15 protein-coding genes and 1 tRNA gene are annotated in these 15,018 nt (G+C 40.6%); 6 read left to right on the top strand and 10 right to left on the bottom strand.

Going from position 1 to position 15,018, the window contains the following annotated elements:
- Positions 1-136: 136 nt before the first annotated feature.
- Positions 137-210 (bottom strand) — tRNA-Pro (locus VB797_RS28260).
- A 242-nt stretch (positions 211-452) separates the two neighbouring features.
- Entirely contained in the window at positions 453-983 is a 531-nt protein-coding gene (locus VB797_RS28255) for a GNAT family N-acetyltransferase (protein ID WP_323241114.1), read from the bottom strand.
- A gap of 356 nt (positions 984-1,339) precedes the next feature.
- Here VB797_RS28255 and VB797_RS28250 point away from each other — a divergent pair, with 356 nt between their 5' ends.
- Both VB797_RS28250 and VB797_RS28245 read left to right on the top strand, forming a co-directional pair.
- Complete coding sequence (locus tag VB797_RS28250; protein ID WP_323241091.1) at positions 1,340-2,059, top strand: hypothetical protein; 720 nt, start codon at positions 1,340-1,342, stop codon at positions 2,057-2,059.
- A 168-nt stretch (positions 2,060-2,227) separates the two neighbouring features.
- Complete coding sequence (locus VB797_RS28245) at positions 2,228-3,157, top strand: alpha/beta hydrolase (protein WP_323241090.1); 930 nt, start codon at positions 2,228-2,230, stop codon at positions 3,155-3,157.
- Positions 3,158-3,334: 177 nt separating this feature from the next.
- On the opposite strand, the gene tsaD is transcribed toward VB797_RS28245, so the two are convergent.
- Positions 3,335-4,375 (bottom strand): tRNA (adenosine(37)-N6)-threonylcarbamoyltransferase complex transferase subunit TsaD, encoded by a 1,041-nt coding sequence (gene tsaD, locus VB797_RS28240; protein ID WP_323241089.1) that lies wholly within the window; start codon positions 4,373-4,375, stop codon positions 3,335-3,337.
- 181 nt (positions 4,376-4,556) lie between these two features.
- Here tsaD and VB797_RS28235 point away from each other — a divergent pair, with 181 nt between their 5' ends.
- The 3 genes from VB797_RS28235 (at position 4,557) to VB797_RS28225 (ending at position 6,103) form a co-directional block, all read left to right on the top strand.
- Positions 4,557-5,051 (top strand): Photosystem I reaction center subunit III, encoded by a 495-nt coding sequence (locus VB797_RS28235; RefSeq protein WP_323241088.1) that lies wholly within the window; start codon positions 4,557-4,559, stop codon positions 5,049-5,051.
- Between the two features lie 156 nt (positions 5,052-5,207).
- Positions 5,208-5,342: a Photosystem I reaction center subunit IX gene (locus tag VB797_RS28230; protein WP_323241087.1), complete on the top strand. Its 135-nt coding sequence runs from the start codon at positions 5,208-5,210 to the stop codon at positions 5,340-5,342.
- Positions 5,343-5,584: 242 nt separating this feature from the next.
- Complete coding sequence (locus VB797_RS28225) at positions 5,585-6,103, top strand: photosystem I reaction center subunit XI (RefSeq protein ID WP_323241113.1); 519 nt, start codon at positions 5,585-5,587, stop codon at positions 6,101-6,103.
- Positions 6,104-6,123: 20 nt separating this feature from the next.
- Here VB797_RS28225 and VB797_RS28220 read toward each other — a convergent pair whose 3' ends face one another.
- The 6 genes from VB797_RS28220 to hetZ all read right to left on the bottom strand — a co-directional run bounded on the left by VB797_RS28220 (position 6,124) and on the right by hetZ (position 13,024).
- Positions 6,124-6,264: a hypothetical protein gene (locus VB797_RS28220; protein ID WP_323241086.1), complete on the bottom strand. Its 141-nt coding sequence runs from the start codon at positions 6,262-6,264 to the stop codon at positions 6,124-6,126.
- Positions 6,251-6,859, bottom strand: a complete 609-nt coding sequence (gene gmk / locus VB797_RS28215; RefSeq protein WP_323241085.1) for a guanylate kinase — start codon at positions 6,857-6,859, stop codon at positions 6,251-6,253. Before gmk ends, VB797_RS28220 begins: the two co-directional genes overlap by 14 nt.
- A 789-nt stretch (positions 6,860-7,648) precedes the next feature.
- Positions 7,649-7,915: an extracellular matrix/biofilm regulator RemA gene (gene remA, locus VB797_RS28210; RefSeq protein WP_323241084.1), complete on the bottom strand. Its 267-nt coding sequence runs from the start codon at positions 7,913-7,915 to the stop codon at positions 7,649-7,651.
- A gap of 482 nt (positions 7,916-8,397) precedes the next feature.
- A complete protein-coding gene (locus VB797_RS28205) occupies positions 8,398-10,704 on the bottom strand; it encodes a DUF3488 and DUF4129 domain-containing transglutaminase family protein (protein WP_323241083.1) in 2,307 nt (768 codons plus the stop codon).
- A 174-nt stretch (positions 10,705-10,878) separates the two neighbouring features.
- Positions 10,879-11,841, bottom strand: coding sequence for a PatU (locus tag VB797_RS28200; RefSeq protein ID WP_323241082.1), 963 nt, complete (start codon positions 11,839-11,841; stop codon positions 10,879-10,881).
- Positions 11,834-13,024: a heterocyst differentiation protein HetZ gene (gene hetZ, locus VB797_RS28195; RefSeq protein WP_323241081.1), complete on the bottom strand. Its 1,191-nt coding sequence runs from the start codon at positions 13,022-13,024 to the stop codon at positions 11,834-11,836. Before hetZ ends, VB797_RS28200 begins: the two co-directional genes overlap by 8 nt.
- 210 nt (positions 13,025-13,234) lie before the next feature.
- Here hetZ and VB797_RS28190 point away from each other — a divergent pair, with 210 nt between their 5' ends.
- On the top strand, positions 13,235-13,708 hold the full coding sequence (locus VB797_RS28190) for a hypothetical protein (protein WP_323241080.1): 474 nt from the start codon (positions 13,235-13,237) through the stop codon (positions 13,706-13,708).
- 158 nt (positions 13,709-13,866) lie between these two features.
- Here VB797_RS28190 and sds read toward each other — a convergent pair whose 3' ends face one another.
- Complete coding sequence (gene sds, locus VB797_RS28185; protein ID WP_323241079.1) at positions 13,867-14,838, bottom strand: solanesyl diphosphate synthase; 972 nt, start codon at positions 14,836-14,838, stop codon at positions 13,867-13,869.
- Positions 14,839-15,018: the final 180 nt, after the last annotated feature.

The raw sequence follows: 15,018 nt of genomic DNA, 5'->3' as shown, positions 1-15,018 counted from the left end.
AAAATCAGGAGAGGGGAAGGGAGGCGGGTGAGGTATTATTTTGTACTTAACTTAACCGAAAACCGCTATAGTTACCATAAAAAAACTTTAGGACATAATTGTAGCCCTAAAGCCTTTGTAATACATACTTGTTAAATCGGGATGACAGGATTCGAACCTGCGACATCCTGCTCCCAAAGCAGGCGCGCTACCAAGCTGCGCTACATCCCGTAAAAATTAATAGCTAGTTTCCACGAACCGGCAATATTTACATAGTACCACATAAAATGTACTTATGGAAAATATATTTAGACACAACCGAGTAAAAATCGTTTTCGGGTAGTTTCTAACAGCGACAGTCCGCGCTTAGAAGGTAGCGCGGAGCTTCGCTTCACCATAATAATATTATGATTTATTTGACTTGATACAAGCTTTAGAATAAAAGCATTTTTAAGATACAGAAAAATCTGGGATTAGTGAGGATACCAAAACATACCCTTTATACCTTCTGGGTCTGACATAAAGCCGAGATTCCGGTAAAAATCTACAACATGGGGGTCAGCAAAAAGAGTAACGTTACTAATTTCTTCACTTCTAAGTTTTTTGAGGACATATTTCATTAATGCCTTACCCATTCCTTTCCCTTGATAGTCTGGATGAACCACAACATCCCAAATTGTGGCATTGAAGGCATGATCGGAGGTAGCACGGGCAAAACCGACGAGTCTTCGTTTGTTCCCTCGTACCTGCCACATCGTAGCCACAAGAAAACTATGCTCGATAGCTTTTTTGACTTTTCTTAAAGGACGACGAGACCAACCCACTGCGTCACAAAGTTCTTCTAACTCATATAGGTCAATATCTCGCTCCGTACTAAAAACAATGCGATCGCCACTACGATGGTCGTTATTGACCGAGGAAGTCGCAGAATGTTCTTCAAACTCATGAGTCGCTTTAGTTGTCACGACATCGTTAGCATTAAACCAAGTTTTCCAAAAACCCATGCCAGCCTGGTTCGGGTAGTATAACTGAAGACGGTTTCCACGTTTGGTTACGTGCATATTGAGTAACGCGCATTACAGGCAAGCTGTCTATAAAACTCTATACGAACTGACTCAGTTGGTATAGAGAGATTTTTATAGCTAATGCTAGCCAAGAAGGGTGTTTAACATCAATTATTTTCAACTTTAACATCTTGTAGACAGACAGAGCGGAAAAATTCACTAAAAGCTACTACTATATCTGACAATCAATTGTATACAGCACTGCCTTAGAATTTTGAGGGACGGCAATTAGATTTTTCAATTTCCCGGTCAAAAGCATCAATTTTTACAACAACAAGCAAGTCTTAGATTAAAAAATGGCTTCTGGTTTAAAAACATCAACACTAGAACTACTCAAACGGTTTAATAAGTCGTTTCCCCAATTTTACGAGCAATTTGTCAGCAGTGAGATTCAACTGCAAAATTTGCGGTTAGCCTATCGTCTTTACAAAACCGGACGTGCTGCGATCGAGCTTAAACCTGAAGGTGGTAAAAGCGCCTTGCATTTTGCCTATCGGAATCAGTCTTTTCTGCTCAGCGATATTTTTGGCGTTCTAGCGGCTTACGGATTGACAATTCACAGTTTAAGTTTGTACGGACAAATCAAACCACCAATGTTGGTTTTTATTAAACTAATTGTATCCCGTGGTAGCAAAGCCCTTTCGGAAAAAACAGCAGAAAACGTCTGTCGCGCAATTCGTGAAGCTTTAGGAGGACGCTTTGAAGTAGAAGAAATGTTAGCGGTAGAGTTTAACCTTGATGCTGGCTTAGAAAAAGTAGAAACCGAATTCTACGTAGACCCAGTATTTCATTTACCAGCTTTAGTTATTGAAGCAGACAACCAGCCGGGATTATTCTATAAAGTAATGTACGCTATGTGGCTTGAAGACTTGCTTGTAGTCAATGCTAACCTGCTGGTTTGGCGAGGACGCACGCGCTTGATTCTTTATTTATTAGGACCCAACGAAAGCTTAATTCCGGAATATTTAGGTCATAAGATTGCCGAAAGCGTCCGTGGAAGGTTTCTCGGTACGTGAATATAGATAAATTTGAATTGATTCCAAACCATACAATTGAAATAACTGTCAAAATTAAGAAGAACGTCAACAAATGATTTTTGGAATCCCCCACTATATTCGGAGAATGTCAAATCAAGATTTTGTAAACCTCTTTTATTGCTTTCATTCTTAAAGGTACGTGCTGTCATGGCAACTATCGAAATCTTCGGCGTTCCTCACGCATACGAGCTAACGATTCCCAAAAAAAGCCCCCATACCTTAGTGTTTATTCACGGCTGGCTTAATAGCCGTGAATATTGGCAGCCTGCCATCAAGCGTCTAGAGGCAGATTTTAGCTGCCTCTCATATGATTTGCGAGGTTTTGGGGAATCTCAATTGAAACAAACACAGATAGACCGCGATATGCCCAAGGCATCTAGCGGAGATCGTCGCGATCGTTCAAATTTGACCAGCACCGGACGCGAGACACCAGTCAATCCTTTCGATTCTCTTTATACCCCAGCTGCCTACATGGAGGATTTAGTAGCCCTACTGCGACAGTTAGATATAAATAATGCTTGGTTGATTGGTCATTCTTTTGGTGGCACCATTGCTTTATGGGCAGCTACTCAAATGCCTCAAGAAGTCAAAGGAGTCATCTGCATCAATTCCGGTGGTGGGATTTATCTTAAAGAAGCATTTGAAAAATTTCGCACCGCAGGACAACGATTTTTACAGGTTCGTCCCAAATGGTTATCTCAGGTACCTCTAATTGATTTACTATTTGCCAGGAATTCTGTAGCACGTCCTTTAGAACGTCAATGGGCGCGTCAGCGAATTATTGATTTTTTAGTAGCCGATCCCCAAGCTGCTTTGGGATCGCTGCTTGACTCTACAACAGAAGAGGAAATAAATCATCTACCTCAATTGGTATCTCAACTTAATCAACCAGCTTATTTCTTAGCAGGTGCCGAAGATAAAGTTATGGAGCCAAAGTACGTTCGTCACCTAGCTAGTTTTCATCCCTTGTTTCAATACTGTGGCGACAACGTAATCGAAATCCCCAACTGCGGACACCTAGCAATGTTAGAGCAACCAGATGCTGTAGCCAATCACATCCGCTCTATCGTTAATTAGGAGTAAACAGTTAACAGTTTGGAGGGGGAGAGGGGGACAAGGGGAGATGGGCAGAAAATTTTTAATTATTAACTCCTAACTCCGGTGGTCCTAACTCTTCTAATCCAAAATCCATTGACGCGCAAGCGTCTTCTCGTAGAGTAATCTAAAATCCAAAATCTGATGACTGCTCACTGTTCACTGATACAGCTTCATAACTTGAGTCAAAGATAGCCTTGATTCCACACCAAGAGTTAAAGGAGAAGTATGTCCTCTATTGAGATGATCGGCGGCACAGCAACCGATCATGGCGGCGTTATCGGTACAAAATTTTAAAGCTGGAAATAATACTCGCAGGTTATGAGCCTGTGCTGCTGCAAGTAAATGCTTTCTCAAAGCACTGTTGGCTGCTACTCCACCACCCACGGTAATGGTATTTAAGCCATAATCTAAAGCACAGGCTATAGCTCTCTTAGTCAACGCTCTGGCTACAGTTTCCTGAAAACTCGCTGCTACATCTGCTACAGGTATTACAGGATTGTCTTTCTCTAACTGCTGTACCAATCGCAATACTGCTGTCTTTAACCCGCTAAAACTCGCATCATAGGGGTGATAGCCTCCTTCGGGTAAAGAAACTCTTCCTTCTGGCAATTTAAAGGCACTAGGATTACCAAGTTGTGCTAGTTGGTCAATTATTGGTCCTCCAGGGTATCCCAGCTTCAACAACCGCGCTACTTTATCAAATGCTTCACCTGCTGCATCGTCGCGTGTCGATCCCAGGTTTTCATAGACTCCACAATCTTTGACGTAAATTAAACTTGTATGTCCACCTGAAACCAATAAGCTTAAAAATGGAGTTTCCAGAGTTGGCTCGCTCAGATAATTGGCGTAAATATGACCTTCAAGGTGATGAATTCCGATAAATGGCAAGGAATGCACCATAGATAAAGTTTTAGCTGCGGTTAAGCCGACTAGCAGCGCTCCTACCAATCCTGGCGCACAAGTGGCAGCTACTCCGTCAATTGCTTGCCACTCTAACCCTGCTTGCTCTAAAGCCTCAGCTATAGCTGAATTTATTGTTTCCAAATGTAGGCGAGAGGCGACTTCTGGTACTACTCCACCATAATTTTTATGGGTTGAAATCTGCGACGCTACAACGTTGCTACAAACGTAACGATTTCTAACAATTGCGACGGCAGTTTCATCGCAGCTAGTTTCTATTGCTAAGACAGTTGCCATTTATCAAGGTTATACAATATAAAAACTTTGTTTGAGAAGCTTTAACTTTTATTTACTTCAACTTTACTCAGTTTACTCATCAAGAGTATGATCGCTTCTTAGTTACACAAATTTAAATTTGTACGAGCCGCTTCGTTTTGTACAAAAAAATTTTTGTTTCGTAATAAAAGGAAACAATTTCATGGGACGCTTGTTTGCTCTAATTTTAGCTGTTTGTTTGGCGTTTAATTTCGCCCCACCAGCTTCCGCTATCGGTGCTGACCTTGTACGGTGCAGCGACTCACCTGCTTTTCAACAACGTGCTGCGGATGCCCGTAACACGACTTCCGACCCTAATAGCGGAGAAAAACGTTTTGAGCGTTATTCTCAGGCTTTATGCGGTCCAGAGGGTCTACCTCATTTGATTGTTGATGGTCGTTTAAGCCGTGCTGGTGATTTCTTGATTCCTGGCATTCTGTTTCTTTACATTGCTGGCTGGATTGGTTGGGTAGGTCGTGCTTACCTCCAAGCCGTTAGGGAAGAAAAAGATGCTGAGATGAAGGAAATAATTATCGACGTACCGACAGCATTACCGTTAATGCTTTCTGGTTTCACTTGGCCTCTAGCAGCAATCAAAGAGTTGCTTTCAGGTGAATTGACTGCAAAGGATGAAGAAATTCCAATTTCTCCACGCTAGTAGCGATTGTTAATTGAGAAATTTGTCAATAATGCCAGCGATAAAAAATTTATTGTCCGGCTGTCTTTGAAACTACTCTTCTTAATTATCCAAGCGCATAAATCTACTCGTCCAAATTTTATCTACCTAATTGTCATTCTTTGGGAGTAATAGTTCATGCAACAAAATGATTTATTGAAGTATCTTTCCCTCGCACCAGTTCTACTGTTTGGTTGGTTAATATTTACGGCGATTTTGTTGATCGTATTCAACTACATTTTCCCCGATTTATTGTTCCATCCACTACCATAAACTGGGTATAAAAGCCCTTCTTTTTGGAGTTATGAGTTCACCTGTAGCTTACTATTCCGATTAAGTCCCTATTTATTATCTGGGAATAATTTGTGATGAAACTCGCTTTTGCTAATAGAGCAGAAGCGAGTTTTGTATTTATTAATTTTTCTAAAAATTGCTGTTAAAAATCTCCTCTAGATACAATTATTAATATGTGGAAAAGTATCAAGTTCAAGAGGTAAAAATAAAATATGTCAAATATCGCACAAGCAGCAGATGCATCCAAAAGTAATCCTAACGACCCGAGAAATCAGGAAGTTGTTTTCGCAGTCGCAGGTAATCCGCAATGGGGCAATCTAGAAACGCCAATTAACTCTTCTCCTCTAAGCAAGTGGTTTATCAGAAACTTACCGGCTTATCGTCTTGATATAACTCCTTTCAGACGAGGATTAGAAATTGGTATGGCACACGGTTACTTCTTATTTGGTCCATTTGCTAAGTTAGGACCCCTGCGTAATGCACCACCTGCTAACTTAGCAGGGTTACTTTCCACAATCGGCTTGGTTGTGATTCTTACAGCTTGCTTGTCTTTGTACGCTAATAGCAATCCAGATAAACCAGTAGCTACAGTAACTGTACCCAATCCGCCTAGTGCTTTTAATACTACGGAAGGTTGGAATAATTTTGCTAGCGCTTTTTTAATTGGTGGTATTGGTGGTGCGGTCACGGCATACTTTTTGACCAGCAACTTCGCATTTATCCAAGGCTTAGCTGGTTAACATCCAGTTTCATGTCTTGTTCAAATATTAAGTAAAGCGCGATCGCACTTTTTGCGATCGCACTCAGCAAAAGGACACAACACAAAGACTTTGATAGTCAAGGTTTGTGTCCTTTGTTTTTTAAGTTTTTCAATGAGATCGCGGTATTCAGAATAATCCACCGTCCGAAATTGCCATCTCAATATCGCAGACGGCAGTTTCTAAATCGTCATTCACGACTTGAATGTGAAATTCACAAGCAGAGTCAATTTCTTCCTTAGCACGCTTTAAACGGCGCGATATAGCCGCTTCCGAATCTTTTTTTCTACCGCGTATGCGTTTCTCTAATTCATTAAAAGTGGGTGGAAGTATAAAAATACTCAAAATATCGGGGAACTTGGCACGAATTTGTCTTGCTCCTTCTAACTCAATTTCAAGCAATACCGACGAACCAGACTCTAAAAGGTCAATTACTGGTTTGCGAGGAGTGCCGTATAAATTACTGGCAAATTCCGCCCATTCCAAAAATTCACCTTCTTCGATCAACCGTTGAAATTTAGTACGGTCAATAAAAAAATAGTCCTTACCGTCCACTTCCCCCGGACGAGGAAGACGGGTAGTAGCAGATATTGAGTAATTGAGTTCGGGATGACGCGAAAGAAGCAATCTCATTAAAGTACCTTTGCCGACACCACTCGGACCTGTTAAAACAATTAGTTTTCCTGGAGATAATAACTTAGCAGTAGCACCACTGTTAGTCGATAACACTTGCATCATCCGCTTTCCCTGTGAATCAATTTATATACATTATTCACTAGTCAGCAGCCATTTGTTAGTTGAGTAAATGACTATTAGCTGAGGTCGCTTGTAACTTGAACGACTTATGAAATCGCTTAATTCACATGGTACAAAGAAATTTAGACATTTTTACTGTTAGGGATATCGATGTGGGTTAAAGTCCCAAATCCAGCGGTAGGCTTAGTTGTTCCTAGATGCTGAATACACCATCAATTAAAGCCTGCCCTAATTTGCTTTAAAGGATACGGACAAAAAAAAAAAATAAAGTCCGTCCCTGAATGACAAGAACGGTTAAGAGAATTTGTTGATAAGTTGATTCAAGAAGTAGACAAGGAGTAAGATCTGTCTAATTATGGGCAGAAATTAAGTTACAGTTTCAAACTCCTAAATTTGACAAAAATTTTAATTCATAAAAATACTCGGTATGCGGGAAACTCAGTCCCTTTAGGGCTGAGAGGGAAGCGACACGAGTGGTTTTAACCACCGTGGATGTTAAAATCCAGGTTTTTGATTGGAACCTGGAAACCAACTCCCTTTCGGGGTAATGTTAGCTTCGACCTGTTATAAGAGCTTGTTAGGCTTGCAACACTGTCCCAGTGACCTTAGAACTGTTTAATCACAAGCGACAGAGCAGGGAACTAGCTACGCATTCCAGGGTGTCGTGACTCAAATAACGGCTACCTATTGCTAGGTGGTCTGGTCAGTACGGCTTGCTTGACTTCGACATGCAAGCCCAGTCCCTTTAGGGCTGGGTTACTGACACTCCTTTTAGTTATCTACAACATGAGGTTCGCGGGAAATAACGAAACGATTTGCTACTGTTTCCGGTTGGATAGCCGAAAGAACAACGTGACTCGAATCAGTGATAATAACAGCCCTAGTGCGACGACCGTAAGTTGCATCAATCAGTTGACCTCTATCTCGCGCATCGGTAATGATTCGCTTAATTGGGGCTGATTCTGGACTGACAATTGCAACTACTCGGTTGGCAGAAACAATATTGCCGAAACCGATGTTGATTAACTGAATGTCCATAAAAAACTGCTATGTAGTGTGTGTGAAGATAAGACAAGATTAATCATGTCTATAAAAGCAACTGTTTCCCATGTTATCCCCAAAAAATAGCACTAACAACGCATTTAGTTTATAACTGCTCCTGTTTTTATTTATCTTCTAGTTTTTACAGTTATTCATTAAGTTTCTGTATTAAAAATACTCCTTAAGATATACATATAATCTTTCCAAAACAAGGTATCATACGATTCCCTGAAAAATTTCAGATTCCGATCTTATCCGGTTCTTCATCCCTAGTTTCACTACCCCTATTCAACTTCTATTTCTTAGAAAGCAATGCCAGAAGAGACTAAAATAGTTCTCTTTTGGCAGTTTACCCAATAATCCAAATATTGCCTAATTTACGATATTAGAAACAAATATTTACTTATTTTGAATAATCAATGTTTCTAATGCTCACCTAAAAGAATTCTAATGTATATGTCTTTTTGAGAATGCCAAATTTAGGCTGAATTTTTAGAAATATTTCTAATCTGCTGCCATTTTTGGTGCAGGTTGTTTAAATTTGGGTTATCACCCCCGTAACGCCATGTAACATAAGCTTGGGAAATTTCTTCTATAACTTCAGCGATTTGGGGAGAATGATATTGATGTAATAACCGAGCATATTCTAAAGGAGTTTGCGATTGATGTTTCGTTAAGCCTTTTTCGGCAGTCCACTGAAGCATTTGCCGATAAAGTCTTTCCATTGGCTGCAATTTACCCAAAAATTGCTGGTAACGCCATTTGCGCCATTTGTCCCAACCCAGCCAACCGAACAAAGAAACCAACGTTACCAAAGTCAATCCGCTCAATATACCGAAAATACCTCGGGAGAATAAAGATATAAACCACGATAAAAACTTTACAGTTGTGCTAAATATTGTGCCAAATATATTATTGAGCAGCCCCGTAACTGGAGAAGGTAGCCAGCCTGCAATCCAATTCCAAAACTGTTTTAAGACGGAAAAAGTTTGAGTTTCTTCTATGGATGGAGGAATTAAAGGATGATTCGGTATCGGGTCGAAAGCAAACCAACCGTACTTAGGAAAGTAAACTTCCGTCATTGCGTAAGCGTCCGTATTTCGGACTACATACATCCCCGTAAATGGATTAAAATCTCCGCTTGAAAATCCCGCTACTAACCGCGCTGGAATTCCAATAGAACGTAACATTACTGTTAGTACGGTAGAAAACTGGTCTGGTAGTCCCCCTTTGTTCTTAAATAAGAAGGCTTCTACCAAGTCATCTTTGTCATTTAATAAAGGTATTTCAAAAAGATTTTGAGGAACTGTATAGTTTTGTTTTAAATATTGAGCTAAGTAAAGAGCTATTTCATAAGGTGATGAAAGACTTTTCTCTGTTTTACCTACTCGTTGACGATTGTAGCCAGCCAAAATTTCTTCGGTAAGCTGTTTAACTTTGTCGCCGATTTCAACAGGAATCTGTAGATAATAATTTTTAATGCTATCTGGATACTGACTTGGGGCTTTTGCAAGTGTAGTGCGATCGCGATACGGCACCTCGGATAGTACGGTATAAGTAAGACCTTTGGATAAACCAACCGGCGCTCGCAAGCCATCTTCTGTATCGACGGCTATCATCGGTGTGGGGAAATAAATTTCTTTCGGATATGCCATCGCTGGAATCAAGTTAGGCAGTTCCGACACTACACTGTAAGTTTGGACTATTTCTTTGGTTTTACCAACAATTAAAGGACGGTCAAGAAAAGTTTGATAGGAAAAAGGGGAACGTTTGAGCCGCTTAACTTTGTCATTGCGAGAAATTTCCCATCCCTTACCCGTATAACGGTCAAATGCCAAAACTCGCCAGAAACCTTCTGCTTGAGAACGTACCCGCATCACTACCTTGGGTTTCATCTCTCCGCGTAAATTCTGGTTAATTTTGCTATTAAATCCGTAATAAAAGCTGTCATCAACCTGTTGGCGATCGCCCCCCGATCCTTGGGTTCCGTCACCATTGCTACCACTTTGACCGTTATTATTACCAGAACGGACATAGCCGGGATTGACAATTTTGCGTCCGGTAAAATCGCCTTTGACATCGATAGACGAACTCACCGGAAATGTCCGCAAGCCATAGCCGGGAACCCTAGGTAAAACAGCGAAAATTGCTAGTCCGATACTTATTATGATTAAAAAATTAATCGTTAAAAATTTTAAATTAAAAACCGAAGTATTTTGGTTCGATTTTGTAACTGTTAGCGGTTCTAAACCTAATCGCGATCGATAGTCTAAGACTAAAGTCGGTAAAACAATAGCTAAAAAGAGCAGCAACACTGGCGCAAAAGCTAAAGTTTGACTCAGCGTTGCCGCTACACCGATTAAAATTAACCCGATGACAATCGAATAGCCCAAATCTTTCCGACGAGGCATATCGAAGCTATGCAGCACCTGGAGTTGAATCAGTAATTCTGCGAGCAACAACCGGGTATCATTTAATTCACCCAGCAATCTGCCAAAAAATGCACCCAATGCTAATAACATTCCGATAGCGATACAGAACTTTACCGCTACATTGGGTTTGCGACGACGGTAATAACCCCAAATACCGCCAGCTAAACTTAAAGGAACTGCCCAAAAACTGCTGTATGTCTCAGCAGCTATATCTGTCGCGACAATTCCTATAATTACCAAAGCGCTAACTAGCAGCCTTAAAGTAATTGAATCTTCTACTTCTATTGGCGGTGCGGACTGAATTCTTTGCCGCCAGTATCCTAAATTATATAGACCCCTGAACTTGTTCTTCATCCCTAAAAATGTCGTATGACCTGAAATTAACCCGCATTTGTATCTTTAAATTAGCCTTCCCTAACCGATATTGACGAGTTTTATGACAACTGTAAATGCGCTGGCCGTATGCTTGTTAAATAAAGGTTCAGTTTCACTACTACCCCTAAACCTTTTTTAATTGGTTTCTTTCAATTAAGACGCAGTTGGAACGATCGCAAAAGTTAGTGGATGAGTATCCATTTCTAACTCAACTGCTAATGTATAAGTTGCCTGTTGTTGAACTGAATTTAGCTCTAAACTGACAATTCCTCCACTGGAAGATTCTGCAATTACTTGCGAATTTTCCCCAGTAAGTTTCACCTTGCCATTTTGTGGTAATTCAGCTTCAACCCTTAATGTTTGGGCAGCTTGGTCATACTTTACTCTCAGATTTACAGTACCTACATTAGTTAGCCACTGTCTTGAGACATATTCGCTTGCATCAACAGACAAAGTTAAATTTTCTAACAATTGTCTAGCAGCTAATAATGACAATGCCATTTGTTGACGCGGTTGCAAATCCGAGTAGTTGCCTTCTACATGAGGCATTTTTTCTAAAGTATCCGCAGAACGGTATGGACTTCTTAGCACCATTCCGGCTAAATCGTTAAGCGTTTGCGGTTCGTTGGGGAATAAACTTTCCACCACTCCCACAAGTTTCGCTCCCAATGGTACTGGAAAAGAAAGCAACTCTTGACATCTTGCCAATAGTTGCTGAAAAATATTTTCCGGCATCGGAATCGGTAAATTCAGTTTAGACTGTTGTGCCGCCCATCCTGGAGCGGGAACCCATCCCATAGAAATATTGTCAACATAATCGGGATAATCTACTAATTGTGTTTCCCAGGGGAATAACGGTGGATTATCTTGGACTTGACTTTGTAACCGACGTTTAAGAACGGCTTGAAAACGTGTTTGCACAGTAGGAATTTCTCCCAGTTGAAAAGGATAGGGCGTTACCGACTCAGAAGCACCGCTTGTAGAAGCGGTGTTTTCAGAAGAATTTTCAGCCCAGTTAATTTCCTCACTTTCGGCCAAAAAATCCTCCCCGGTTGCAGCGAGTGCTAACAACCAAGCGAGTAATTGGTTTTGTAAGGATTCTGTGTCACTATTCATGAGTAGATGCACTTGATCCGGACATAAAAGAGTTACGAATTTCCCAAGCTTGTTCGAGGATTTTGAACCACCTTTTTTGCAGTTGTGCCATAGACAAACCCAAGGTTTTGGCAATTCTTTCATCCCCTTGACCTTGCTGCTTCAGTTCTAATAAACAACGTTGTTTGTCGTCAAGTTGTTGTGTATAAACTTGCCACTGCTGTTCCGTCAAACCTAAATTAGTACGCAAGTCGGCTTCCAACCATTCGTGAACCAATTCCCAACGATGCAGCAAAGCAAATCTAATCAAATGATATTTAAAACGTTGTTGTAAATAATCTCTTTGACGAGCAGTTAAACCTAAAATGGACTCAATTTCTTGAGCTGATAAATCTTTTAGGCGTAGAGCAAAGTAATCGGCGCAGTCTCCTTGTTGTCGTTCCTCAAGATAACTCATTAATTCGTTAATGACTACGGAACGTAGAGTTTCCTCTGGGGGTTCCGGTTCAGTTTGAGATGCCATTGCCGATCTCAATTGCTGTACGGCTGGGTCATCCCAAGAACCATCACCATCATTGCTGCTACCTTCTGCGGCTTTTTCTATATCAACGCAGGTTTCTGGAGGCTGCTGTTGAGAAAAAGTTTGCGCTCGCAGGATAATCAACTGCTGCTGTCTTCCTGGTAAAGGAATACGTCTTTTAGCATAGCGTTCGGTAAACGCCATGTACTCTGCTAATTCTAAAAGAGTCTGGGGACGATATGTAGGTTCGAGTTTATTTTCTCTTCGGCAGGCATTTAATGCTTCCAAGTAAAAATTTTGCAGAAAATCTTCAATTACACCCAACCGCCCTTGATAACTCAGTTGTTTATTCGGCGGATTAATGTAACGATAAATAATTGCACTAAGAGTACTGTGTAGCTCTATCCTGCCCCGATTGGAACCAAACTGATAGTATTTCAAACACTGAGATAGCCGATGTTTGGCCAAGGCGATCGCCGAACTTTTGATGTCCCCAGAAGCTTGGATGCGTTTGCTCTCATGGCAAATTCGCAAGACTTCGGCAGCTATTCGTGTTGCTACTTCATGGCAATTAGCTTCCGTTGCTCTAGTTGAAGATTTAAGTTCTCCGAATAGGAGTTGAAATATCACCTCCACGCCGATAGACTTTTCTCCCTGAATAGTTGTGGTCGCGGCTGATTTCATAGTCTAGTTGTTTAAAAGACCTTATTATTACAAACATTACAACCTATATTTTCTGGGAATGCTTGATTGACGTTTGGACATCCGAACGCAACAGAAGCACCCACTATCGAGCATAAATAAATTTGACTGGTTATATTATTCCCAAATAAAGGGAAGATTTTTCGCATTTCATAGAAGTTATCGCGAATACCCACTTATTGACAGGTAATTATGGATTTACAAGCACAAGTTCAATTTTTAATTGATAATGCACCTCAAGATGGTATTACACCTCAACTGGTTGCGGCAATCGCTCCGGAATTAATTAAAATTGCTCAGCAACTACGTTTTCCGGAATATTACATACTCCAAAACCTAGAGCATGACTGGGTTTTAACAACATTGAGTCATCGGACTAATCCAAGGCAGCTGCGTCAGGTAATATACGCTTATCCTACGTTACAAGATGTCAGTACTACCTCTGGTGTTGGGCTTGACCCTCAAATGATAGCTGCACCGATGGGAGTTATTGAAATTTTGTTCCAGACTATAGCTCTAGAACCCGTAGATAGTATAATTTTTTTCAATATCCCCGGCACTACAGCCAATGCAGTGGAAATTAAGCGATCGCAACTGCAAACTATTATTCAAAGGTCGTTACAACAAAATCGCCCCAGTCCAAATATTCCTCCCAATATTGCTTGAATGATTTAAGGGTTAAGAGTTATAAAGTTAAAACATATACCTTGTTATATTGCTAAAAAACGTTCTGAAGTAGAAGTTATAAGTTAAGGATTTATTACAAATCAATAACCGATAACTACTTTCCTATTATCCAAAATTCTTCAAATAATATTTCCCAATCAATTAAGACGACTCAGCACATAATCAGCCATCTCAATCAAAGTTTGGCGATTTTGAGAAGATGGCAATTTCTCTATATGCTCGACTGCAAGTTTTGCATGCTTTGCAGCTAAATCGCGGGAACGTTGAATTCCTTTACTATCTTCTATTAGGATCAGAGCTTGTTCTAAATCTCCAGCTTGTTCAAATTTTTGCTCGATCAGCGTTTTCAGTTCCGGTTTTTCTTCCAGAGCATATATTACGGGTGCTGTAAGATGTCCGTCTTTGAGATCTGAACCAGCGGGTTTTCCTAATATATCTGTAGAACTAGTAAAGTCGAAAATATCATCAACAATTTGGAACGCTAAACCAAGATGACGACCATATTCATACAAGTTTTCGGCGGTTTCTGGAGATACTTCACTAAGTATTCCAGCAGCTTTGGAACTATTCGCGAATAATGTAGCGGTCTTATAGTAAGTTTTGGTCAGGTAAGTATCAATTGACATGGAAGCTTGAAAACGATTCATTCCTTGCTGAATCTCTCCAGTCGCTAAATCCATAATTACCTCCGAAAGCAACTTCACCACATCTAAATTATTTAAGTTGGCTAAATACCAAGAGGCTTGAGCAAACAAAAAATCTCCAGCTAATATTGCAACTCGATTGCCAAATATACTATGAACTGTGGAAACCCCGCGTCTTTTTTCTGATTCGTCCACTACATCATCATGCACTAAAGAAGCCGTGTGAATCATTTCTGTAATTTCAGCTAAGCGTCGGTGACGGGGTGTAATGTCCGAAGAGAGCATTGTCGCTCTTGATACTAGTAGGACAATTGCAGGTCTAATACGCTTTCCCCCAGCTCCGAAGAGGTGTTCTGCGGCTAAACTGAGGATGGGATGGTCGTTACCAACTAGCTGTTTAAGGTTATCTGCCAATATATGCAGGTCTGCTTCCACAGGGGAAAACAAGGAGGTGGCTGGGGTCATGAATGGGCGGACTCTGACTTTGGTTACGAAAGTTTACATATCCTATACTCATTTTAAGATAACCCCGTGCCATAACAAAGCATTCTATGAATGTTGTTGTTTGATTATGAAGTTCAATTCGCTTCGGTATATAAGTACTCGTGCAAAATAAATTAAACATTTTGTCTGGGGAGGGAGTTA

It is taken from the genome of Rivularia sp. UHCC 0363 (genome assembly GCF_034931125.1).
GTDB lineage: Bacteria > Cyanobacteriota > Cyanobacteriia > Cyanobacteriales > Nostocaceae > Rivularia.
The sequence above is the reverse complement of the archived record's forward strand: the minus strand, read 5'-3'. Positions and strand labels throughout refer to the sequence as shown.

Coding starts and splice junctions, on each gene's coding strand:
- VB797_RS28255 (WP_323241114.1), bottom strand. CDS start 983: ATGGGTTTTTGGAAAACTTGGTTTAATGCTAACGATGTCGTGACAACT.
- VB797_RS28250 (WP_323241091.1), top strand. CDS start 1,340: ATGGCTTCTGGTTTAAAAACATCAACACTAGAACTACTCAAACGGTTT.
- VB797_RS28245 (WP_323241090.1), top strand. CDS start 2,228: ATGGCAACTATCGAAATCTTCGGCGTTCCTCACGCATACGAGCTAACG.
- tsaD (WP_323241089.1), bottom strand. CDS start 4,375: ATGGCAACTGTCTTAGCAATAGAAACTAGCTGCGATGAAACTGCCGTC.
- VB797_RS28235 (WP_323241088.1), top strand. CDS start 4,557: ATGGGACGCTTGTTTGCTCTAATTTTAGCTGTTTGTTTGGCGTTTAAT.
- VB797_RS28230 (WP_323241087.1), top strand. CDS start 5,208: ATGCAACAAAATGATTTATTGAAGTATCTTTCCCTCGCACCAGTTCTA.
- gmk (WP_323241085.1), bottom strand. CDS start 6,859: ATGATGCAAGTGTTATCGACTAACAGTGGTGCTACTGCTAAGTTATTA.
- remA (WP_323241084.1), bottom strand. CDS start 7,915: ATGGACATTCAGTTAATCAACATCGGTTTCGGCAATATTGTTTCTGCC.
- VB797_RS28205 (WP_323241083.1), bottom strand. CDS start 10,704: ATGAAGAACAAGTTCAGGGGTCTATATAATTTAGGATACTGGCGGCAA.
- VB797_RS28200 (WP_323241082.1), bottom strand. CDS start 11,841: ATGAATAGTGACACAGAATCCTTACAAAACCAATTACTCGCTTGGTTG.
- hetZ (WP_323241081.1), bottom strand. CDS start 13,024: ATGAAATCAGCCGCGACCACAACTATTCAGGGAGAAAAGTCTATCGGC.
- VB797_RS28190 (WP_323241080.1), top strand. CDS start 13,235: ATGGATTTACAAGCACAAGTTCAATTTTTAATTGATAATGCACCTCAA.
- sds (WP_323241079.1), bottom strand. CDS start 14,838: ATGACCCCAGCCACCTCCTTGTTTTCCCCTGTGGAAGCAGACCTGCAT.